This is a genomic window from Streptomyces sp. NBC_00631, assembly GCF_045206895.1.
Taxonomy (GTDB): Bacteria; Actinomycetota; Actinomycetes; order Streptomycetales; family Streptomycetaceae; genus Streptomyces.
Window position 1 is genome coordinate 8,440,342 of the sequence record NZ_CP107734.1, and the last position, 22,445, is coordinate 8,462,786.

Genomic DNA, 22,445 nt, shown 5'->3' on the forward strand with positions numbered 1-22,445 from the left:
GTCGCGCCCACGCGGCGGAGCCGCACATTGATAAAGCCCCGCGCCCCTTCGGGGCGATCGGACGCGGCCTGTCTAGTCTGGCTCTGTGTACACGGAGCGGGTATCTCGGCTCACCGGAGCCGTTGTCTGGGTGAACAAGCCCGACGCGGGCGGCACCGGGCGGGTGCTGCCCGACGGGTGCATGGACCTGCTCTGGCACGAAGGGCGGCTGCTGGTCGCCGGGCCTGACACGCGTGCGTACGTCACTGAGGGCGTCCCGGGTGTGTGGGTGGGCCTGCGCTTCTACCCGGGTACCGCGCCCGCCCTGCTCGGCGTGCCGGCGTACGCGCTGCTTGATCAGCGGGTCGAACTGGGTGACCTGTGGCCGGCCGCCGACGTGCGGCGGCTACGGGACCGCGTCGGAGGGGCTGTCGATCCCGCCGCGGCGCTGGAGGAGATCGCCCTGGAACGGGCTCTGCCCCCCGACCCCTCGCTGCGGCGGCTTGTCGAAGCCCTGGACGCCGGGCGGCCCGTGGCGGCCGCCGCCGACGAACTGGGTCTCGGTGCCCGCCAGTTGCACCGGCGCTGTCGTGCCGCCTTCGGCTACGGGCCCAAGACGCTCGCCCGGGTGCTGCGGATGCGGCGGGCGCTCGCGCTCGCCCGGGCCGGGGTTCCGCTCGCGGAGACGGCCGTCCGGGCCGGGTACGCGGATCAGCCTCATCTCTCCCGGGAGGTACGGGAGCTGGCCGGTCTGCCGCTGACCGGGCTACTCGGCGGGTAGCGGGGCGAACAGGTCGACGCCGTTGCCGTCGGGGTCGTGCACCGTGGCGTAGCGCTGGCCCCAGAACGCGTCCCACGGCTTGAGCTCGCCGTGGTGGCCGGCGGCGACCAGGTCGTCGTAGAGCGCGTCGACCTCCGCGGGTGAGTCGCAGCGGAAGGCGAGTGACACCCGGCCGCCGTCGGCCGGCGGGCGCCAGGTCGGGTGGAAGGAGCGGATCGTCTCCTCGGTGTCCAGGGCGAGGGTGAGCCCGCCGGGCAACTCGGCCTCGACGTGGGGCTGTTCCTCGGCGCCCGGCGGGAATTCCAGGCCGAGACGGCGGTAGAAGGCGAGGGAGGCGGTCAGGTCGGAGGTGACGAGACCGAGCACGGCGAATCGTGGAGTCATACCGTCACCGTAGGCGGCGGCCGGTCGCCGGTCTTGAAGGAATCGGACACCCTGCCAGGGCTACCCGTTCCCGGTGGGGCGCCGGGGTCTGGGGGTGCGAGAAAAACCGCTCCCCTGTGGAGCACCTGTGCGGCACGATGGGTGCATGATCCGTGCCGTGCGCGTCCTGCCGCCCCTGCTGCTCGCCACCGCCCTGCTCACTGGCTGCGGCACCGAGAAGGCGGGATCCGGGGACTCCGGTGCCGACACCGGCGCTCCCGCCGACCCGGCCGAACTGGCCTCCAAGGCAGCGGCGTTGGGAATGGCCCCGGAGCTGGTCTACGTCACCGACGCGCCGGGTTTCACCCTCGCCCAGCAGTCCGTCGGCGTGCAGGGAGACGACGGCTTCTCCGCCGCGTACACCGACCGGACCGGCGCCGTCATCCACCTCTACACCGACCGGCCGGGCAACGCCGGGCACCACAGGTACGAGGTGGACAAGAAGGACTGCGTGGTGTGGCTGGAGGGCGAGGGCGGGGTCTCCGGCGCGGTGCTGAGCAAGGCGGTGCGCGCCGTCCACCGTCCCACCGCCGGTGAACTCGACACCCTGCTGCCCACACCCGACCCGGCCTTCACCGACGACCAGCCGGTGCAGCGCGGCGACCTGCCGACCAACGGCGACGGCGGCCCGCCCGACAACAGCGTGCCGACGCCGGGCCTTTGAGCCGTCCCCATCCGTGGGCGATCATGCCGACATGGCCCGTCGACTGCTCGTCCACACCCGCACCACCGGCTACCGCCACGAGTCCATCCCCGACGCCGTCGCCGCCGTACGGGAGTTCACCGGTTTCGACGTCGACGCCACGGAGGACCCGGCCGCCCTCGAACAGCCCCTGGACGGATACGCGGCCGTCGTCTTCCTCTCCACCAGCGGGGAGATCCTGACACCGGCAGGGCGTGCGCGGCTCGCCGCCTACGTGGAGGTCGGCGGCGGCTTCGCCGGGGTGCACGCGGCGGCCTGCACCGAGTACGACTGGCCGCACTACGGCGAACTCCTCGGCGCCCGCTTCGACCGCCACCCGGACTACCAGCCGGGCCGGGCGCTCGTCGAGGACCACGACCACCCCGCGACCCGGCACCTGCCCGCCGTCTGGGACTTCGCCGACGAGTGGTACGACTTCCGCGACAACCCGCGCGGCCGGGTGCGGGTGCTCCTGCGTGCCGACGAGACGTCGTACGACGGGGGCCGGATGGGGGACGACCATCCGCTGGCCTGGTGCCGTGCGCAGGGGGCCGGACGGGTGTTCTACACGGCCCTCGGGCACGCCCGGGAGGCCTACCGGGATCCGGCCTTCCTGGCCCATGTGCACGGGGGCCTCGCCTGGGCCGCACAGCTCGACCAGTGACGTTTCTCCGGTGAAACCGATCCGCCATTGGGGTGAGTAAAGGTCGCGCACGGAGATAGTCACGTGTGTATCTAGAGATGCTCTTGTCTTGGCAAAGGGCTGTAGAGACGCGGCGGTCGGTCGTGCCGCCGCGCCACCCACCCACAGGAGGAGCCGGACCTTGACTTACGGGAAGAAGCTGCGCGAGCAGATCGCCGGGCCGGGGACCACCCCGCTGATCGGCGTGTACGACATGTACTCGGCGTCGATCGCGGCCAAACACTACGACGGGATGTTCGTATCGGGCTTCGGCTTCGCCGCCTCGTACTACGGCCTGCCGGACATCGGGTTCATCGCCTGGCCCGACATGGTGGCCTTCGTCCAGCGGCTGCGGGGCGCGTTCCCGCACCACCATCTCCTCGTCGACATCGACGATGGGTACGTCGACCCGGAGGTCGCCTGCCATGTCGTGGAGGGGCTGGAGCGGATCGGTGCCTCCGGGGTGATCCTGGAGGACCAGAAGCGGCCGCGCCGCTGCGGACACGCCGACGGCAAGCAGGTGCTGCCGCTGGAGGAGTACCTGGACAAGCTGGAGAAGGTCCTGGAGACCCGCCAGGACCTGGTCGTCGTGGCCCGCACGGACGCCACCGACGAGCACGACATCCTGCACCGCGCGGAGCGGCTCGCCGCCACCGACGCCGACGTGATCCTCGTCGACGGGGTGCGCAGCGAGGAGTGGATCCGCCGCATCCGCAAGGTCGTCGGCGACAAACCGCTGCTCTTCAACCAGATCGCCGGCGGCAAGTCGCCCCGCCTCTCGCTCAGCGAGCTGGACGGCCTCGGTGTCGACGTGGCGATCTACTCCACTCCCTGTCTGTTCGCCGCGCACCAGGCGATGGACTCGGCGCTGAGCGAGTTGAAGGCCGCGGACGGCCGGCTGCCGTCGGTCGACCCGGCCGGCGGTGTCGGCGTCAAGGCGTCCACCACCCTGCTGGAGCGCAACATCGCCCGGGAACGACTCGACGAGCCCGAGCCCGAGGGTGTGGGCGTGTGACGCGGTTGGGGACCGCCGCGGCCGTCGCGGCGGCACTGCTCGGAGTGGCCACGGCCCCCGTGCACGCGGCCGGCGGTCTGATCACGGTGATCGACAACTCCAACGCGGACTCCATCCTGGAGGTGGACCGCACGGCGAACGTCCAGGCCGGGCGGGGCACGGCCGGCAGCGATCACGACGGCAGCGCCGTGGACGCGATCCAGGCGTTGCTGGGTGAGCCTAGGCAGGACGACGACTGACCGAGTGGTCGGCGGGGAACTGCGGGACCGTTGTGGCTGGTCGCGCAGTTCCCCGCGCCCCTGTGGGGCGCTTCAGTCCTCGCCCAGGTCCGGGCGGCCGTTCTCGTCCAGCTCCACGTCCTCCTTCGGGTCGTGCTCGTCGGCCAGGACGGCCACCGTGGTGTGGTGCCGGGCCGGGGCGAGGGTCAGGGGCGTGGCCCAGGCGGTGCCCAGAGCCGTCGTCATGGCGGCGGCGGCCAGGGCACAGGCCGCCGCGGTGCGCAGGGTGGGTTTCATGCCCGGGAAACGATCTTGACGAGGGCGCGGTCACCGCCGTACGGCCGAACGGGCAGGCGGAGCCGCCGTGCTCGCCCGCTCCACCAGCCTGGTCGACAGCTCCGTCCGGGTGCCCTCCGGACGTTCCCCGTGCATCAGCCGCACCAGCAGCCGCAGCGCCGTCGCCGCCATCTCCGACAGGGGCTGGCGGACCGTGGTCAGCGCCGGGGTCCCCCAGCGTGCCTCGGGCAGATCGTCGAAACCGACCACGCTGACGTCCTCCGGCACCCGCAGCCCGCGCTCGGCCAGTGCCGCGCAGACCCCGAGCGCCATCCGGTCCGAGCAGACGAACACGGCGGTCGGCGGCTCCGGCAGGTCGAGCAGCTCGTGCATACGATGCCGGGCCGTGTCCTGGTCGAATCCCGCGTGCCGGACGTACTCGGCCCGATGGCGCAGTCCCGCCGAGGCGAGCGCCGAGCGGTAGCCGGCCACCCGGGCGCCACTGCACATCCGGCGCCGGTTGCCGGCGATCACCGCGATCCGCTCATGGCCGAGCGCGAGCAGGTGCTCGGTCGCGGTGACCCCGCCCTGCCAGTTCGCCGCCCCGACCGAGACCACGCCGGCCGGCGGCTCATGGACGGGGTCGATCAGCACGTACGGGATGCGGTGGTGGTCCAGCCAGGCGTACTGCGCCTGGGTCAGCTCGGCCAGGTTGAACAGCACCCCGGAGGAACCGCGCGCGGTGAGCTTGTCCAGCCAGCCGTGCTCCGGGCGCCCGGCCCGGTTGCGGGCCAGCCCCGCCGACACGACGATCTCCAGACCCGCCTCGTGCGCCGCCTCCTCGGCCCCGTGCAGCACCGCGCCCGACCACGAGCTGTCCAGTGCGTGCACGACCAGGTCGATCAGGGTGGGTGCCTTCGTCGCGTCGAACCGCGGCCGACGGACGTAGCCGAGCCGTTCGAGGGCCTCGGTGACCCGGCGGCGGGTCTCGGGTGCCACGTCGTCACGGCCGTTCACCACCTTCGAGGCGGTCGGCACGGAGACGCCCGCCTCGCGGGCCACCACCGCCAGCGTCGGACCGGCCGCCGCCACGCTCGTACCTCCGGCACGGACCATGGGGAAACCCGCCTCTCCGGCCCGCCCTTGGGCCAACGAAAGTAACGAAAGTTGCGACCAACGCTGCTTCCGCGGTCTGCGTGCAAGCCGTGCAGTAAGCGCTTCCTACGATAGGTGCACGTCAACACGGCGTGAAGACCTGGGAAATCGCGGGATCCTCGGCGGCGGCACTTTCGAAACTTCGAACAGGGCGGGTCGGAGCTACACGGGTGTGCAGATGACTCGAAAGTCCGTGAAGTCCGCGGTGAAAGCCGCGTCCACGAGGTCCACGGCGTGGATCGCCGCCATCGCGCCGGTGAAGCGGAGGCGGGAGCCGTGGTCGTCGGAGAGGCGGGTGAAGTCGAGGGGCGGGCCGATGGGGGAGCGGGCGTTTTTGTGGAGGTGCCAGAACCGGGCCTCGGTGCGGTGGACTGTGACGCCGAGGGTGACTGGGGTGCCGGCCTGTACCTCCACGACGGCCCGTCGTCGGGTTTCGTTCCCGTCACGGGTGGTCAGGGCGAGGACGGTTCGGCCGGTGTGCCGCCACTGCTGGCCGAGTTGGCCTTCGCCTTCCGGTTCCGCCCAGGTGAGGTCGAGGGCGTAGTAGGCCTCGGTGTTGTACCAGAGGAGCAGGCCCGCGGACTGGGTGAAGGTGGTGGGGGTGGCCTGGAGGGTTACCTGGGCCTCGGTGTGGTGTTCGGTGATGCGGCGGGCGAGGAGGTTGTGGGACCAGAGGGAGTCGGGGCCGTGGTGACCGCGGAGGCGCAGCCGGCCGGGGCGGGGGGTGGGGTCGACTGTGGAGGGGGCTGTCGGGGAGCGGAGGGTGTAGTAGAGGGGTGTGGTGTCGGGTGCGGGCCGGTGGGGGGTGGTCGCGCCCACCCGGCGGTAGCCGCATAGCGAATGCAGCCCCGCGCCCCTGTCGGGGCGCCTCACCGTAGGTATCTCGACTGTGAGCGCCGGACGGGGATCCCCGTGCCGGAGTCTCGGCCAGCCCTCCGCGTCCCACGTCACCGCCTGGATCGCCGTTTCCCGGCCGAGGGGGCATCTTGGGCCCTCCGGTGTCTTCAGCGGGCGTGCCGTCAGGTGGCTCAGGTACCACTCGCCCTCCGGTGTCTCCACCAGCTCCGCGTGCCCCGCCTTCTGCAGTGGCCACTCCGGATCGTCCCGTGCCGTCAGCAGGGGGCGTTCGTCGAGTTCGTACGGGCCGGTGAGGTCGCGGCTGCGGGCCACGCGCACTCCGTGCTCGAACCCGGTGCCGCCCTCCGCGAGCACCAGTACGTACCAGCCGTCCCGCTTCAGCAGCTTGGGGCCCTCGATCAACCGGTCGTGCTGGAGGAGGAGGTGCGTGGTGCCGACGGGGGCGAGCGTCTCCCGGTCCAGTTCTGTGGCGACGATCCCGGCGAAGCGCCGGCCGCCCGGGCGGTGGTCGTTCTGGAGGTTGAGGAGCCAGATGTGGCCGCCCTCGTGGAAGAGCGCGGGGTCGAATCCGTGGCTCGGGATGCGGCGCGGGGGACTCCAGGGGCCGGATACCTCCGTGGCCGTACTGACGTACGTGTCCGCGTCGAAGTAGGGCGTTCCCACCGAGCGGACGATCGAGTAGACCACCCAGAAGCGCCCCCCGTCCCAGCTCAGGGACGGGGCCCAGATGCCGCCCGAGTCGGGGACGCCGGCCAGGGTGTCACCGGGGGCCGCACCCTCGACATGGCCCGCGTACTCCCAGTGGGCCAGGTCGCGCGAACGGTGGATCGGGATCGTCGGGAACCACTCGAAGGAACTGTTCGCCAGGTAGTACCAGTCGCCGGCGCGGACCAGGGAGGGATCCGGGGCGAAGCCGCGGACCACCGGGTTGTGGAGCTCGGTCACTTGAGGGCTCCCAGGGTGACGCCGGTACGCCAGTAGCGGCGCATCGCGATCATCATGATCGCCATCGGGACGATGGACAGGAGCGCGCCCGTGAGGACCAGGCTGGTCAGGTCCACGCCCGACTCCAGGCGTTTGCCGGACCAGTTGTACAGGCCCAGGTTGAGGGTCCAGTTCTCCTCGCCGCGCAGGACCGTGAGGGGGAGGAAGAAGGCGTTCCAGGTGTTGACGAAGGCCAGCAGGAAGACCGTCGCGCCGCCGGTCGTCATCATGCGCAGGACGATCGAGAAGAAGATCCGTACTTCGCCGGCGCCGTCTATGCGGGCGGCTTCGAGGAGTTCGTAGGGGACGGTGGCCTCGGTGTAGACCTTCGCCAGGTAGACGCTGAACGGATTGATCAGGCAGGGGATCAGCATCGCCCAGGGGGTGTCCACCAGGCCGATCTTCGAGAACAGCAGATACAGCGGAAGAGTGAGCAGGGCGATCGGGACCAGGAAGGAACCGACCACGCAGGCGAAGACCAGGCTGCGGCCCGGGAACTCGAAGCGGGCCAGGCCGTAGCCGGTGGCGAGGGCGATCAGGGTGCCGCCGAGGGAGCCGACTCCGGCGTAGAGGAAGGAGTTGGCGGTCCAGCGCAGGAAGATGCCGTTCTCGTAGGTGAACAGCTGGTGCAGGTTGTCCCAGAGGTGCCAGCCGGAGAACCAGAGGCCGTTGCTCTGGTAGAGAGCGGTGCGGTCCTTCGTCGCGGCGACCAGCAGCCACCAGACCGGGAAGAGGCTGTACGCGCCGGCCAGGACCAGGCCGACCAGGAGGAAACGCTGTCCGCCGCGGGAACGGGCGGCCGGGTCGGGCCTGGCGATGCGGCGGACGGCGTGCGTCCTCGTGCGCTCCTCGGTGAGTGCCATCAGTCGGCCTCCTTCGAGGTCAGCCGGTAGAAGAGGAAGGAGGCGACGCCGAGGATCAGGGCCAGCAGCACCGAAAGGGCGGCCGCGTAGTGGTAGTTGCCCGCGTTGAACGCCTGGTTGTAGATGACCATGATCGGGGTGAAGCTGTCGCTCACCGTCTGGGGTGTGACGTTCCGGAACAGGGCCGGCTCGTTGAAGATCTGGAGCATCTGGATGATCGACAGCATGCCGGTGAGGACCAGCGCACCGCGCACGTAGGGGATCTTGATGCTCAGGGCGATGCGGCGCTCCGAGGCGCCGTCCAGCCGTGCCGCCTCGAACAGTTCGCGCGGGACGCCTTGCAGCGCCGAGTAGATGATCACCATGTTGTAGCCGATGCCGTGCCAGGTGAGCAGGTTGCCGATGGACGGCCACACCATCGACGGGGCGAAGAAGTTCCAGTCGAGGCCGAATGCTCTGGCCAGCGGGGTGAGGGGGCCGACGTCCGGGCTGTAGAGGTTGATCCAGACGATCGCCGCGACCACGCCGGGGATCATGTACGGCACCAGCAGCAGCACCCGGAAGCGGCCCGCCGCCCGGGACGTCAGCGCGTCCAGGAAGAGGGCCAGGAGCAGGCTGATCAGGAGCATGGCGGGGATCTGGACGCAGGCGAACAGGAGCACGCGCAGTACGGAGTCGAGGAACGCCGGGTCGGTCAGGCCCTGGTGGTAGTTGGCCAGACCCGAGAACCTGTCCGTGCTGCCGCCGAGGCCCAGACCGGAGGACTGGGAGCGGTACAGCGACTCGTAGACGGCGTACCCGATCGGGATCAGGTAGAGGAAGACGAAACCGAGCTGGAAGGGCACCGTGAAGGCGGCGCCCTTCCAGCGCTGGGAGCGGACCATCCGGGTGCCCGCCTCAGCCCTTGACGCTGATGCCGCGGGACTTCAGGTCGTTGACCGTCCACTGCTGCATGTGGGCGAGGAGGTCGGTGACCTTCTGCTGCTTGCTGACCACCTTCGCCCAGCCGTTCTGCAGCTCCGTGAACATGGCCGTCCAGTCGGGGCCGAAGGTCCAGTCGGTGGTGACCGTGTTCAGGCTGTCGGTGACGACCTTCTTCGCCGGGTCGTAGTCGGACCCGAGAAGCTTCTGGGAGATCGCCTCGTCGACGTAGGCGCTGCTGTCGGCGAGCGCGGGCATCACGCCGTTGCCGGTGGTCGGGCTCGCCATCGTCTTCACCGCGCCGGAGTCGGTCGACATCCACAACGCGGCCTCGGCGGCCTGCTGCTGGTGGGAGCACTGCTTGGTGACGAGGGTGACGCTGCCGGTGAGGTTGGTGCCCGCCGGGGTCTTGGCGGCCTCGCCGGTGAAGGCCGGCCAGGGGGCGAGGGCCCACTTGCCGAAGGACTTGGTGAAGTTCTGCACCATGCCGGCCATCTGCCAGGTGGAGATCTGCCGGGTCGCGGTACCGCCGTTGTCGTAGTTGCGCTGCACGGCGGCGTAGTCGGCGAACGACAGCTTGGAGTCGAGGTCGTTGTCGATGATCTGCTGGATCACGTCGGCGGCCTTCAGGCTGCCCGCGTCCTGGAAGTCCACCTTCCAGGAGTCGCCGTCGATCGAGTACCAGTGGGCGCCCGCCTGCATGGCGAGCACTTCGAGGGTGCTGGGGTCCTCACCGGCATAGTTGGTGATCTTGACGCCGTGCTTCTTGAGCACCTTGCCCGCCGCGATGAACTCGTCCCAGGTGGTGGGGGCCTTGAGGCCGTACTTCTGGAAGATGTCGGTGCGGTAGATGGTGAAGTTCGGCGAGGAGCTGGTGGGAACGCCGTAGAGCTTGCCCTGCACCTGCGCGGCCGACCAGGAACCCGAGTTGAACTTGTCCTTGTCGGCGCTGACGTACTTCGTGATGTCGGCGAGGGCGCCCTGGGCGACCCAGCTCGTCACGTACTCGGCGGTGTTCTGGACCAGGCAGGGCGCGTTGCCCGCCTTCACCGCGTTGGTGAGCTGCTTCTGCATGGTCAGCTGGTCGGTGACCTTCGTGTACTTCAGCTTGACGTCCTTGTGTGAGGCGTTGAACGCCTTCACCACGGCCTCCTGGCCGTTCGCCCAGCCCCAGAAGGGCAGGGTGACCGGACCGGAGGCCGAGTCGGAACCGCCGGAGCCGGAGCCCGATCCGCCGCAGGCGGAGAGCAGACCTGTCAGCGTGAGGCCCGCGATCGCGGCGCGGACCAACCTGGTGGAGTTCATCAGACCGTGTTCCTTCGGAGGTTGGCGCTCTCGGAGAAGAGGGCGGCGGCTCGGCAGTGCCTTAGAAACCGGTTTCCACGGGACAGTAGGACGGCCCGGCCGCTCCCAGCAAGGGGTATGAGTCGGAATCTTTCGACGTGCGGTCGGTCGAACGGTCCGTGAGCAGCAACCGGTACGCAAGAGCAACCGGTTGCCGCCGAAGGGTTTTCGAAAGTTCGTCGCGCCTCTTGACGACGCTCTTCTACGGGTTGAAGCTCCCCTCACCGCTCATAGCAACCGGTTGCCAACGATCGGGTACTCCGTCATCTCAACGCAGAGAGTGGGTAGTCCATGCAGACGCACGCCCGTGCCCCGGTGAGCCGGCGCCGCTTCCTCGCCCTGTCGGCGGCGGGTGCGGCGGCCGGCGCGGCGTCGCTCGGTGGCTGTGCGCTCCAGGTGTCCACCGGGGTCAGCGGCTCGGGCGAGACCGTCACCGTGATGGTCAAGGCCGGCGACATCACGCCCGACCTGGTCGCGCAGGCCAAGAAGGAAACCGGCATCACGATCAAGCAGGTCGACTACGACATCACCAAGCTGATCGCGATGCTCACCAGCGGCAACCCGCCGGACCTGGTGCGCGGTGTCGGCGCCGTGGACGCGGCGTACTTCGCGGCCCGGGACGTGATGCAGGAACTGGACACCTACTTCGCCGGGAGCAGCGTCCTGCGGCTCGACGACCTGGACCCCGTCAACGACCTGTGGCGCTACGACGGCAGGTCCCAGGGCAAGGGGCCCCGCTACGGCATGGCGAAGGACTTCTCCCAGGACTCCATGTTCTGGTTCGACACCGCCGCCTTCGACAAGAAGGGCGTCGGCTACCCGTCCGAGACCGAACCCATCACCTTCGACGAGTGGCTGGACAACGCCCGGCGGCTCGCCCAGCGGTCCAAGGGGCAGACGACCGTCTTCGGCGGCAGTTACAACGGCCTCGTCAAACTCACCCTCATGGCGACCATGACCGCCTCCGCCGGCGGCAGCCTGTTCAGCGACGACTTCGCCGAGGTCGACTTCACCACGCCCGAGGCCCGCAGGGCCCTGGCCTGGTACCTCGACTACTGCAAGGCCAAGGTCGGGCCCAGCCCCGTCCTGCCCGACCCCAACGGCTGGGACGGCCCGACCTACCAGGCCGGACGCATGGCCATGTCGAACAACGGCTACTGGATGGGCGGCCTGATCGGCACCGACGCGAAGCTGGCCAAGGTGTCCCGGCTCGCCCCCGCCCCCGTCTTCGCGGGCGGTCCGCGGGTCAGTGCCTGCCAGGGCGGTACCGGGCTGTGGATGCCCCGCAAGGCACACCACAAGGACGCCGCCTGGCGGATCTTCGAGTGGTTCTTCGGGGAGGCACCGGCCAGGGCACGCGCCACCAGCGGCTGGGGCATCCCCTCTCTGAAGTCCCTGCGGCCGCTGATGCCGGCCAAGGAGGAGTACCAGAAACGCACCTTGAAGGCGCAGGAGAACGAGCTCAGGCACTTCTCGGTGATCGCCGTCAGCCCCTACATCTCGGTGGACGCCTTCGAATCCCTCTTCAACCAGGTCGCCACGCCTGCCATGAACGGCGCGATGTCCGTCGACACTCTCGCCGGACACCTGAACTCCGTCATCAACAGGCAGCTCAAGCGCGGGAAGGAGCAGGTCGGATGACGACACATCAGCTTCCCTCCCTGGCGGACCGGCCCGGCCCGGCCGCGGACACCGGCCGGACCCGATCGGCCGAGCGCCCCCGCACCACGATGGCCGCGCGCAGGCACCGCGCGTTCTACATGTTCACCTCACCGTGGATCATCGGGTTCACGCTGCTGACCATCGCGCCCATGGCGTTCGCGCTGTGGCTGAGCTTCACCACCTACGACGGCATCTCCCCGCACTGGCACTATGTCGGCCTCGGCAACTACCGGGAGCTGGCCGGGGACTCGCAGACCTGGAACGCCCTCGGCCGCGCCGGCCTGTTCGCGGTGGTGTCCGTACCGCTGTCGATCGTCGCCGGACTGGCGCTCGCCGTCCTGGTCAACCGGCCGATCAAGGGGCGTGGGCTGTTCCGCACCCTGCTCTACCTCCCCGCCGTGGTGCCGCCGGTGGGCGCGGGCATCGCCTTCAAGAACCTCTTCGACCAGAACTCCGGCGCGGTCAACGGCGTCTGGACGTTCTTCGGCTTCGACGCGATCGGCTGGCTGGCCGACCCCTACGCCCGCTACGTCCTCGTCATGACCGTGCTCTGGGCCGCCGGCAACGTCATGATCATCTCGCTGGCGGGACTCCAGGACGTACCCCGCGAACTCCACGAGGCCGCCCGCCTCGACGGGGCGAGCGCCTGGCGGACCTTCCGCAGCATCACCGTGCCGCTGCTGTCGCCGGTACTGCTCTTCCAGACCGTGACCGGGGTGATCGCCTCGGTGCAGACCATCATGCCGATGCTGCTGGCCCCGGTCCCCGGCACCAGCGGCCTCACCACGATTCCGCAGTCCGACTACACCTACATGATCCACGTGTTCTCGGAGTACTTCGCGCTCGGCCGCTACGGATACGCCTCCGCGCTGCTGTGGGTGCTCTTCGTCCTGATCCTCGTCGCGACCGGACTCATCTTCAGGTTCACGTCCGGCGTGGTGTTCTACAACGTCGATCCGGAGGCGAACCCGTGACCACCGCCGGCCTCGAACCCACCTCCCAGGGGCGGGTGCGGATACGCGTCAACCGCCTCGTCCTCTACACGGCCCTCGTGGCCGTCACCGGTCTGTTCCTCGGACCGTTCGGCTGGCTGGTCCTCACCGGCCTGAAGGACCAGAGCGAACTCGCCGCCGCCCCTGTCCACTGGCTGCCCGCCCACTTCGAGTGGCACAACTTCGCCGACGCCTACCAGCTCGTCGACTTCCTCGGCTACGCCCGCAACTCCCTGATCATCGCCACGATCTACGCGACCCTCGTCACCCTCAGCTCCGCCTGGGTCGGCTTCGGCTTCGCCCGGCTGACCGCGCCCGGCAGGAAGACCCTGTTCGGCATCCTCATCGGCTCGATGATGCTGCCCCAGATGATCACCCTGCTGCCGACCTACCTGATCTTCGCCAAGCTGGGCATGGTCGACACCTACTGGCCGTGGGTGCTGTGGGGCCTGTCCTCCGCCCCCTACCTGGTCTTCCTCTTCCGGCAGTTCTTCGCCGGCCTGCCCCGCGAGCTGGAGGAGGCGGCCATCGTCGACGGCTGCGGATACGCCGGGATGTTCTGGCGGATCTTCCTGCCGCAGTCCTGGCCGGTGCTCTCCGCGAGCTTCGTCATCGCCTTCACCTGGACCTGGGGCGACTACATCGCACCCCAGCTCCTGCTGTCCACCGACCGGTCCACCCTCGCGGTCGCCGTGATGACCAGATACGTCAACTCGGCCGGCACCCCCGTAGCCGACCTCCAGGCGGCCGCCTCCGTCATGTACGTCGTCCCCATCCTGCTGGTCTTCCTCGTCGCCCAGCGCGGCTTCGTCGCCGGCATGTCGACGTCCGGTCTCAAGTAACGCCGTCTGCAGACCTGTTCACCGCTAGGAGTATGAGATGAACGCGCCCTTCTCCCGCCGTACCGCACTGCGGGCCGCGGGGGCCACCGCGCTCGCCGCCGGCCTGTCCGGCGGGCTGACCGCGACCGCCGCTCACGCGGAGGACCGCGGTCCCGCGCCCAAGCTGGTCACCTACCCCCGCCCGTCCGCCGTGCCGACCAACACCAGCTTCCAGGTGCGGGTCCGTACCGCCCCCGACGGCGACTGGCAGACCCTGGACGTCTACCGGCCGCAGTTCGAGGAGATCAACCCGGCCACCGGCTCGGGCAAGGTCTACAGCTCCTCCCTGGTGTACTTCGACTTCCAGTGCTCCGTGGAGATCGAGGTGACGTACCTCAAGGGCGGCACCACCAAGGCCCGGGTGAGACCGGACTCGTACGGCATCAAGCCCGAACTCCTCGGCGACACCCTGCGGTTCACCCTCGACGAGCCGAAGGACCTGGTCGTCCAGATCAACGACGAGATCTTCGACTGCCTGCACGTCGTCACCAACCACGTCGACCACCACCCGCCCGCCGCCGACGACCCCGACGTCATCTACTTCGGCCCCGGCGTGCAGACCGTGACCGGCGGCACCCTCACCGTCCCCAGCGGCAAGACGGTCTATCTCGCCGGCGGTGCCGTCCTCAAGGCGACCGTCTACTTCAAGGACGTGGAGAAGGCCGCCCTCAAGGGGCACGGCATGATCTGGGCCGGTCCGGGCGGGGGCGTGCTCTGCGAGGGGAGCAAGAACATCCGGGTCGAGGACGTCATCATCATGAACCCGGGCGGCTACATCACCACCCTCGGCGAGGCCCAGAACGTCCGCATCAAGAAGGTGCGCGGCTTCAGCTCCCGCGGCAACGGCGACGGCATCGACATCTTCTCCTCCAGCGACGTCGTCCTCGACGGCTGCTTCCTGCGCAACTCCGACGACTGCGTCGCCATCTACGCCCACCGCTGGGACTACTACGGCGACACCCGCGACATCACCGTGCAGAACTGCTCCCTGTGGGCCGACGTCGCCCACCCGATCAACATCGGCACGCACGGCAACACGGACGCCCCGGAGACGATCGAGAACCTGGTCATCCGGAACATCGACGTCCTCGACCACCGCGAACCCCAGATGAACTACCAGGGCTGCATCGCCCTCAACCCCGGCGACTCCAACCTCATCAAGAACGTGCGGATCGAGGACGTACGGATCGAGGACTTCCGCTGGGGCCAGGTCATCTACATGAAGGTGATGTTCAACCCGAAGTACAACACCTCGGTCGGCCGCGGCATCGAGGACGTCTACGTCAAGAACCTCAGCTACACCGGCACCCACGCCAACCCGTCGCTCTTCCTCGGCTACGACGCCGAGCACGGCATCAACAACGTCACCTTCGAGAACCTGGTGATCAACGGCGTCGTCATCGCCGACTCGATGAAGAAGCCGAGCTGGTACTACACCACCGACGAGATCCAGTGGTTCTACAACGAGCACGTGACGAACCTGAGGTTCATCACGACCGCCGAGGCGGAGGCGGCCGCCCAGTGACTCCGCTCAGCCGCCGCGGCCTGCTGAAGTCCTCCGGCGCGCTGCTGCTCGCCGCGGGCACGAACACCCTGTTCGTGCCCGCGGCCCGGGCGGACAGCCACCTTCAGGACTTCGCCTTCACCCACCCGGGGATCCTGCACACCGCCGACGACCTGGCCCGGATGCGAACCGCGGTCGACGGCAGGCAGTCGCCCGTGTACGACGGCTACCTCGCTCTCGCTGCCCACGCCCGCTCCCAGTCCTCGTACAGCGTCCAGAACACCGGCCAGATCACCTCCTGGGGCCGCGGCCCCACGAACTTCCAGAACCAGGCCGTCGCGGACTCGGCCGCCGCCTACCAGAACGCCCTCCTGTGGGCCGTCACCGGCGACCGTGCCCACGCCGACAAGGCCCGCGACATCCTCGACGCCTGGTCCGCCTCACTCACCGTCGTCACCGGCGCCGACGGCCCGCTCGGCGCCGGCCTGCAGGGCTTCAAGTTCGCCAACGCGGCCGAACTCCTGCGCCACACCGGCTACGACGGCTGGACGGACGCCGACATCGCGCGCTGCGAGACGTCCTTCCTCGACGTCTGGTATCCGGCCGTCTCCGGCTACATGCTGTACGCCAACGGCAACTGGGACCTGACGGCTCTCCAGACCATCCTGGCCATCGGCGTGTTCTGCGAGGAACGCACCCTCTTCGATGACGCCCTGCGCTTCGCCGCCGCCGGTGCGGGCAACGGCAGCGTCCGCCACCGCGTCGTCACCGACGCCGGCCAGGGCCAGGAGTCCGGCCGCGACCAGGGCCACGAACAGCTCGCCGTGGGCCTGATGGGCGACGCCGCCCAGGTCGCCTGGAACCAGGGCGTCGACCTGTGGGGCTACGACGGCAACCGCATCCTCGCGGGCGCCGAGTACGCCGCCCGCTACAACCTCGGCGGCGACGTCCCCTTCACCCCGGACCTGGACCGCACCGGCAAGTACCTCAAGACGGCGGTGTCGGCGATCTCCCGCGGCACCCTGCCCCCGATCTACGAGATGTACTACGCCCACTACGCGGGCGTGCGAGGCCTCGACGCGCCGTACACGAAGGCCGCCGTGTTCCGGGGTACGGGGGGCACCCGGGCCGTCGAGGGCAGCAACGACGACCTGCCGAGCTGGGGCACCTTCGCCTACGCCGGCGGTACGGCCCCCGCCCCGGGCGTGCCGACCCCTCCGGCGGGCGTCACCGCCGACGGCGACGAACGTGCCGTGACGGTGTCCTGGCTGCCGTCGGTGGGTGCGACGGACTACGCGGTGCGGCGCGCCGAGCAACCCGATGGCCCCTACGAGCCGCTGGCCGAGGGCGTCGGGTCGCCGTCGTACACCGACGGACGCGTACGTCCCGGCCGCACGTACTACTACTCGGTCGTCTCCGCCAACTCCCTGGGCGAGAGCGGGCCTTCGGCCGTCGCCTCGGCGACCGCGGGGCTCCCGGGCCGCTGGCGGACCGAGGACCTGGGTGCCGTGCACACCCCGGGTTCGGCACGCTTCGACGGTGAGCGGTTCGTGCTGGAGGCGAGCGGCACCGCCGACACCTACCGTCTCGTGCACCTCCCGCTGCACGGCGACGGCAGCGTCACCGCCCGGATCGTCTGGCCGCTCAGCTCGCAGTACGCCAAGATCGGCGTCACCCTCAGGTCCTCGCTCGACCCGTCCGACGCGCACGCCTCGATGCTGATCCAGGGGCTGCCGCTGCACACCTGGAGCGGGGTGTGGAGCGTGCGGCCGACGGCCGGGGCCGAGATCTCCGCCACCGGAAGCACGCCGGTGCCGCCCAGCCAGCAGCAGACGATCACCTCCGGCGCCGGCTTCCCGATCTCCGACCTGGGCGCGCTGCCCGCGTCGGCGACGCCGCTGGCAACTCCGTACGTCGAGGGCGCCGGGGACGGGTACCGGCTGCGGGCGCCGTACTGGGTGCGGGTGACCCGGGAGGGGGAGCGGTTCAGCGGGGCGATCTCGGCGGACGGGGTCCGGTGGACCGAGGTGGGGTCGACGGTATGTGATATGTCACGCGTCACATACGCCGGACTCGTCCTCACGTCCTGCCTCGGCGTCGACGAGGACTACGCGGAGACCGGCACCGGCGCCTTCGACAACGTCAGCGTGGTCTCCCGGTCCGGCGGCAACGGCTGGCGCGTGCCCCGCCCGGTCCGCGCAGCCGCCGACCTGCTCGCCGCCGCCGGCTCCGACGGAACCGAGCTGACCTGGACGGACCCGGACCCCGCGGCCCGCTACACCGTGCTGCGCGCCCTCGCCGCCGACGGCCCCTACCGGACCCTCGCCCGGGACATCGGCGCGGTCGGCTTCGGCACCCGGATCCGGTACACCGACGGGAGCGGTGCGTCCGGGACGACGTACCACTACGCCGTGGCGAAGACCAACTGCGCGGGGTCGGGCCCGCGTTCGGCGGCGGTGAGCGCGGTGATGCCCACCGTCACGGCCACGACCGTGGCACCGACGACGATCACCGCCTCGGCCCTGCCCACCCCCTGGACCAGTGGCGATCTCGGCGACGTGGTCCTCGACCGGCGCGCCTACGGCACCCTCGGAGTCGTCGCGGTCCTCACCCCGGGCGACGCGGCCCACGCCGACGGCACCTTCACCGTCCGCGGCGCGGGCGTCGATCTCAACGTCAACTCGCAGGGTATGACGGGTCAGTTCGTACGACAGCAGGTCACCGGCGACTGCCAGCTCACCGCCCGCCTCGTCGGCCGCTCCGGGGCCACCGCGGACCGGGTCGGGCTGCTGCTGACCAAGTCGCTCTCGCCCTTCGACCAGGCGGCCGGCGTGATCGTCACCGGCGGCACCACCGCCCAGCTCATGCTGCGCCCGACCGTCGCCGGCGCCTCCGCCTTCACCGGCACCACCGCCGTCCGACTGCCCCTGCTGCTGCGGCTGAAGCGCACCGGGACCGCCTTCGCCGCCGCCGTGTCCGCCGATGACGGCGTCACCTGGACCGCGCTCGCCACGGGCACGATCCCCACCTTCGGTGACGCCCCCTACCACGTGGGCCTTGTGGTGTGCTCCCGCACCCCGCAGGCCCTCGGCACCGCGCAGTTCGAAGAGGTGAGTGTCGCACTCACCTGAACTCCCCCCACCGAAGGAGAAGCTTCGCGATGAGCCGCCGCGAACAACCACCCACCACGACGGACCGGTTGAGCCGCCGTAACGTCCTGAAGTCCGCCGCCGCGCTCGCCGTCGCCGCCTCGGTCACCGCCCCCAGGGTGGCCGACGCGGCACCGGCCGCCTTCACCCACCCCGGCATGCTGCACAACGCGGGTGACATCAACCGCGCCAAGGTGCGGGTCGCCGCCGGCACCGACCCCTGGCTGTCCGGCTGGAACAAGCTGACCGCCAACTCCCACTCCGCGTCGACCTGGACGCCCAACCCCCAGGCCACCGTCATCCGCGGAGGAACCGGCGAGAACTACGGCATCCTCTACAACGACATCGCCGCCGCCTACCAGAACGCGCTGCGCTGGAAGGTCGGCGGTACGGCCGCCAACGGCGACACCGCCGTGAAGATCCTCAACGCCTGGTCGTCCACGCTGACCACCGTCACCGGAAACGCCGACCGGTTCCTCGCCGCGGGCATCTACGGATGGGAGTTCTGCCAGGCGGCCGAACTCATGCGTGACTACGCCGGGTTCGACCTCGCCGCCTTCCAGGAGATGATGGTCAACGTCTTCTACCCGCTCAACAACAGCTTCCTGACCAACCACAACGACGCCTGCATCACCAACTACTGGGCCAACTGGGACCTGTGCAACATGGCCTCGGTCATGGCCATCGGGATCCTCACCGACGACGCGGCCAAGTACGACCAGGCCGTCGACTACTTCAAGTCCGGCGCGGGCAACGGCTCCATCGCGCACGCCGTGCCGTACCTCTACACCGACTCCGACGGCTACGGCCTCGGCCAGTGGCAGGAGTCCGGCCGCGACCAGGGCCACACCGTCATGGGCATGGGCCAGATGGGCGCGATCTGCGAGATGGCCTGGAACCAGGGCGACGACCTCTACTCGTACGACAGCCGGCGCTTCATGCAGGCCGCCCAGTACGTCGCCAAGTACAACCTCGGCCAGGACGTGCCGTACACCACCTACACCTGGGGTACCGGGCAGAGCTGCGCCCAGTCCTCCCAGACGGTGATCTCCGACGGCTCCCGCGGCCAGCTCCGCCCCGTGTGGGCGATGCTCCACTTCCACTACAACCGGCGCCTCTACCTCGACGACAAGTACATCTCGGCCATGTACTACGACCTCGTCGCCCCCGAGGGCGGTGGCGGGGACTACGGCTCCACCAGCGGCGGCTACGACCAGCTCGGCTTCGGCACCCTGATGTACGCCAAGTAGCCGCCCGTATCCGTCCGGCCGCCGTGTGAGCCGGAATACCGGGAGCGAGTGTGGTGCTCTTTCTGTACCGGCGTACCGGGACACGCGGCGGGAGGAGCTGGTGGGCCGATGACGGCAGACGGGACCGGATCGAAGGGCCCGGTGGCGGACACCCCCTGCGGAGCGGTACGCGGCAGGTGGGAGCACGGGGTCGCCGTGTTCCGCGGTGTCCCGTACGCCGCCCCGCCCTTCGGGGAACACCGGTTCCGTCCGCCCGTACCGCCAGAGCCCTGGGACGGCGTCCGGGACGCGGGCGCCTTCGGGCCGACGGCGCCCAAGCCGCCGTACTCGGAGGCGTTCGCGCAGTATCTGTCCGACCCGGTGATCCCTGGCGACGACTGCCTCAACCTCAACGTGTGGACCCCGGAGCCGGGCCCAGGCGCCCGGCTCCCGGTCCTCGTCTGGCTGCACGGCGGCGCCCTGACCAGGGGATCCTCGGCCGTACCGGTGTACGACGGACACGCGTTCGCCCGGGACGGAGTCGTCTTCGTCTCGGTGAACTACCGGCTGGGGGTGGAGGGCTACGGCCTGTTCCCGGACAGCCCGCCCAACCCGGGCCTGCGCGACCAACTCGCCGCCCTGCGCTGGGTCCACGACACCATCGCGGCCTTCGGCGGCGACCCGGCCCGTATCACCCTCTGCGGCCAGTCCGCCGGAGCCATCAGCGCCGGCGCCCTGCTCGCCGCGCCGCAGACCCAGGGCCTGATCCGCCGAGCCGTCCTGCAGAGCGGCCCACCCGAGGCCGCGGAGCGGGACAAGGTACGGCGCATGGTCCGCCGGATGGCCGGCCGCCTGCGGATCCCCGCGACCGCCCAGGCCTTCGCCGAGGTCGACCGCGGACTGCTGCTGCGCACCCAGGCCGAGGTGGGCCGGCTCAGCAGCCCCGTCCTCGGCGGCCCCGCCTTCGGAATCGTCGTCGACGGCGACCTCGTCCCCCGCGACCCCCTCCAGGCCCTCCTCGACGGCGAGGCGGCCACGGGCGTCGACCTGCTGATGGGCTGGACCCGCGACGAGTACCGGCTCTGGCTGGTCCCCGGCGGCCTCGTCGACCACGTCGAGCGGCTCGGCCCGGTGGCCTTCGCCGGTGCCATGGCCCGCTGCCGCGCCGGCCACGAGGTGCCGCGCGGCTACCGCGCCCTGCATCCCGGGGCCGGCCCTGCCGAGATCGTCGGCCAGATGGTCACCGACCACCTGCTCCGCCTCCCGCTGCACCGGCTGGCCGAGGCCCGCCCCGGCTCCTCCTACCTCTACGAGTTCGCCTGGCCCTCCAACCGCCCAGGCCTCGGCTCCTGCCACGCCCTGGAACTGGGCTTCGTCTTCGACACCGGGAAGGACCCCGACTCGGCCCGGCTGGCCGGCGAGGGCGCCCCGCAGGAGCTCGCCGACGCCACGCACGGCGCCTGGGTGCGCTTCGCCACCAGCGGCGACCCCGGCTGGCAGCCCTGGGACCACACCCACCCGGTCCGCGTCCTCGGCGACGGTGAACCCCACACGGTGTCCGGCCCTCGGGACGCGGAGTTCGCCCTCTGGACCCGGGAGGCGCCGCCGACCCGCCCCGAACGATCGGCCGAACTGACCCTGGCGGTACGCCGGCTGCGCCGCTCAGTGGCCGCCGTACGCCGCCACTGAGTCCCGTACGACCACATGCGTGCCGAGGAGCAGGTGCTCACCGGCCGACTCGCCGCCGTGCCCGAGCGCGGTCCGCACGGCGAGCCGCCCCAGCTCCTCGTAGGGCACGTGCACGGTGGTCAGGGCCGGGTGCAGATCGCGGGCGAACGGTATGTCGTCGTACCCGGCCAGCGACACGTCCCCCGGCACCGCGAGATCCGCCTCGTGCAGCGCGGTCAGCGCGCCCGCCGCCACCATGTCGGTTGCGGCGACGACCGCGCTGAACTCCAGCCGCCGTGCGAGGGCCTGGCGCATCAGCCGGTGCCCGGAGTCCCGGGTGAAGTCGCCGTGGAGGAGAAGAGCGGGGTCGGGGTCCAGACCCCGGGCCCGGTGGGCGGCCAGGTATCCCCGCTCCCGGCCCATCGCCGTCGTGTGGTCCGGCTTCCCGCCCAGGAACAGCACCCGCCGATGGCCCTGCGCGAGAACGTGGGCGACCAGGGCGTAGGCGCCGCCCTCGTTGTCGTACTCGATGACCGTCACCGGCGCGCCGGGCCCGAGCGGCGGACGCCCGCACAGCACGAGCCGGGAGCCGGCCGAGGCGAGCGAGTCGGCGGTCCGGCGGGTCCGCTCCCGGTACTCGGCCGTGTCCGCCGCTCCGCCGACGAGAATCACGGCGGCGGCCCGCTGGGCCCGCATCATCTCGATGAACTCCAGCTCGCGCCGCACGTCACCGTCGGTGCTGCACACCAGACTCAGATGCCCGAGCCGGGCCGCCTCCCGCTCCACCCCGTGCGCCATGTGCGCGAACGACGGCCCGGTGATGTCCTCCAGTACGAAGGCGAGCGTGGGCGTACCGGCCCCGGCGACCGCCTTGGCGCGAGCGTCGGCGACATAGTCGAGCTCCCGGACGGCACGCAGCACGCGCGTACGGGTGGCGGCACTGACGGGATAGTCACCGGCGAGCACCCGCGACACGGTGGACGCGGACACCCCGGCGCGGGCGGCGACATCCCGAATGGTGCTACGCCCGGCCTCTTCGTTCTTCCTGGTCAACCCCACCCCCCAGCAACCGCTTCCCCAACGGGACCTTAGCGTCCCGTGCCGGATACAGGGAACGTGACTGCAGCGCCCCGTGAGGGCGCGGGGAGCTGCGCGACCAGCCCCACACGACGGTCGGTC

20 protein-coding genes are annotated in these 22,445 nt (G+C 70.5%); 12 read left to right on the forward strand and 8 right to left on the reverse strand.

Features of this window, described 5'->3' with window-relative positions:
- The first annotated feature begins 85 nt into the window (after positions 1-85).
- Positions 86-760, forward strand: a complete 675-nt coding sequence (locus OHB00_RS38605; RefSeq protein ID WP_406441968.1) for a helix-turn-helix domain-containing protein — start codon at positions 86-88, stop codon at positions 758-760.
- Here OHB00_RS38605 and OHB00_RS38610 read toward each other — a convergent pair.
- Positions 746-1,144: a VOC family protein gene (locus OHB00_RS38610; protein WP_406441970.1), complete on the reverse strand. Its 399-nt coding sequence runs from the start codon at positions 1,142-1,144 to the stop codon at positions 746-748. The genes OHB00_RS38605 and OHB00_RS38610 overlap by 15 nt on opposite strands.
- A 145-nt stretch (positions 1,145-1,289) precedes the next feature.
- On the opposite strand from OHB00_RS38610, the gene OHB00_RS38615 reads away from it, so the two are divergent.
- The 4 genes from OHB00_RS38615 to OHB00_RS38630 all read left to right on the forward strand — a co-directional run bounded on the left by OHB00_RS38615 (position 1,290) and on the right by OHB00_RS38630 (position 3,801).
- Entirely contained in the window at positions 1,290-1,847 is a 558-nt protein-coding gene (locus tag OHB00_RS38615) for a membrane lipoprotein (RefSeq protein WP_406441972.1), read from the forward strand.
- A gap of 31 nt (positions 1,848-1,878) precedes the next feature.
- Positions 1,879-2,529 (forward strand): ThuA domain-containing protein, encoded by a 651-nt coding sequence (locus OHB00_RS38620; RefSeq protein WP_406441974.1) that lies wholly within the window; start codon positions 1,879-1,881, stop codon positions 2,527-2,529.
- 160 nt (positions 2,530-2,689) lie between these two features.
- On the forward strand, positions 2,690-3,562 hold the full coding sequence (locus tag OHB00_RS38625; protein WP_406441976.1) for an oxaloacetate decarboxylase: 873 nt from the start codon (positions 2,690-2,692) through the stop codon (positions 3,560-3,562).
- On the forward strand, positions 3,559-3,801 hold the full coding sequence (locus OHB00_RS38630) for a hypothetical protein (protein WP_406441978.1): 243 nt from the start codon (positions 3,559-3,561) through the stop codon (positions 3,799-3,801). Before OHB00_RS38625 ends, OHB00_RS38630 begins: the two co-directional genes overlap by 4 nt.
- Positions 3,802-3,873: 72 nt before the next feature.
- Here the strand turns inward: OHB00_RS38630 and OHB00_RS38635 are convergent, their stop codons facing one another.
- The 6 genes from OHB00_RS38635 to OHB00_RS38660 form a co-directional block, all read right to left on the reverse strand.
- A complete protein-coding gene (locus tag OHB00_RS38635; RefSeq protein WP_406441980.1) occupies positions 3,874-4,077 on the reverse strand; it encodes a hypothetical protein in 204 nt (67 codons plus the stop codon).
- 30 nt (positions 4,078-4,107) lie between these two features.
- Positions 4,108-5,172: a LacI family DNA-binding transcriptional regulator gene (locus tag OHB00_RS38640; RefSeq protein WP_406441982.1), complete on the reverse strand. Its 1,065-nt coding sequence runs from the start codon at positions 5,170-5,172 to the stop codon at positions 4,108-4,110.
- A gap of 201 nt (positions 5,173-5,373) precedes the next feature.
- On the reverse strand, positions 5,374-7,014 hold the full coding sequence (locus OHB00_RS38645) for a glycoside hydrolase family 43 protein (protein WP_406441984.1): 1,641 nt from the start codon (positions 7,012-7,014) through the stop codon (positions 5,374-5,376).
- The gene (locus OHB00_RS38650) at positions 7,011-7,916 is read right to left on the reverse strand and encodes a carbohydrate ABC transporter permease (RefSeq protein ID WP_406441986.1); all 906 of its coding nucleotides are present in this window, start codon (positions 7,914-7,916) and stop codon (positions 7,011-7,013) included. The genes OHB00_RS38645 and OHB00_RS38650 overlap by 4 nt, the downstream gene beginning before the upstream one ends.
- On the reverse strand, positions 7,916-8,800 hold the full coding sequence (locus OHB00_RS38655; RefSeq protein WP_406441988.1) for a carbohydrate ABC transporter permease: 885 nt from the start codon (positions 8,798-8,800) through the stop codon (positions 7,916-7,918). The genes OHB00_RS38650 and OHB00_RS38655 overlap by 1 nt, the downstream gene beginning before the upstream one ends.
- 13 nt (positions 8,801-8,813) lie before the next feature.
- A complete protein-coding gene (locus tag OHB00_RS38660; protein WP_406441990.1) occupies positions 8,814-10,142 on the reverse strand; it encodes an ABC transporter substrate-binding protein in 1,329 nt (442 codons plus the stop codon).
- A 330-nt stretch (positions 10,143-10,472) separates the two neighbouring features.
- On the opposite strand from OHB00_RS38660, the gene OHB00_RS38665 reads away from it, so the two are divergent.
- The 7 genes from OHB00_RS38665 to OHB00_RS38695 all read left to right on the forward strand — a co-directional run bounded on the left by OHB00_RS38665 (position 10,473) and on the right by OHB00_RS38695 (position 21,287).
- Complete coding sequence (locus tag OHB00_RS38665; RefSeq protein WP_406441992.1) at positions 10,473-11,822, forward strand: extracellular solute-binding protein; 1,350 nt, start codon at positions 10,473-10,475, stop codon at positions 11,820-11,822.
- Positions 11,819-12,817 carry a carbohydrate ABC transporter permease gene (locus tag OHB00_RS38670; RefSeq protein WP_406441994.1) on the forward strand — a complete coding sequence of 333 codons (999 nt, stop codon included), beginning with the start codon at positions 11,819-11,821 and terminating at the stop codon, positions 12,815-12,817. Before OHB00_RS38665 ends, OHB00_RS38670 begins: the two co-directional genes overlap by 4 nt.
- Positions 12,814-13,677, forward strand: coding sequence for a carbohydrate ABC transporter permease (locus OHB00_RS38675; RefSeq protein WP_406441996.1), 864 nt, complete (start codon positions 12,814-12,816; stop codon positions 13,675-13,677). The genes OHB00_RS38670 and OHB00_RS38675 overlap by 4 nt, the downstream gene beginning before the upstream one ends.
- 37 nt (positions 13,678-13,714) lie before the next feature.
- Positions 13,715-15,241 (forward strand): glycosyl hydrolase family 28 protein, encoded by a 1,527-nt coding sequence (locus OHB00_RS38680; protein ID WP_406441998.1) that lies wholly within the window; start codon positions 13,715-13,717, stop codon positions 15,239-15,241.
- Positions 15,238-18,351, forward strand: a complete 3,114-nt coding sequence (locus OHB00_RS38685; RefSeq protein ID WP_406442000.1) for an alginate lyase family protein — start codon at positions 15,238-15,240, stop codon at positions 18,349-18,351. The genes OHB00_RS38680 and OHB00_RS38685 overlap by 4 nt, the downstream gene beginning before the upstream one ends.
- Positions 18,352-18,380: 29 nt before the next feature.
- The gene (locus OHB00_RS38690) at positions 18,381-19,619 is read left to right on the forward strand and encodes an alginate lyase family protein (protein WP_406442002.1); all 1,239 of its coding nucleotides are present in this window, start codon (positions 18,381-18,383) and stop codon (positions 19,617-19,619) included.
- Positions 19,620-19,727: 108 nt separating this feature from the next.
- A complete protein-coding gene (locus tag OHB00_RS38695) occupies positions 19,728-21,287 on the forward strand; it encodes a carboxylesterase/lipase family protein (RefSeq protein WP_406442004.1) in 1,560 nt (519 codons plus the stop codon).
- Here OHB00_RS38695 and OHB00_RS38700 read toward each other — a convergent pair.
- Positions 21,261-22,319, reverse strand: coding sequence for a LacI family DNA-binding transcriptional regulator (locus tag OHB00_RS38700; RefSeq protein WP_406442006.1), 1,059 nt, complete (start codon positions 22,317-22,319; stop codon positions 21,261-21,263). The genes OHB00_RS38695 and OHB00_RS38700 overlap by 27 nt on opposite strands.
- Positions 22,320-22,445 lie beyond the last annotated feature (126 nt).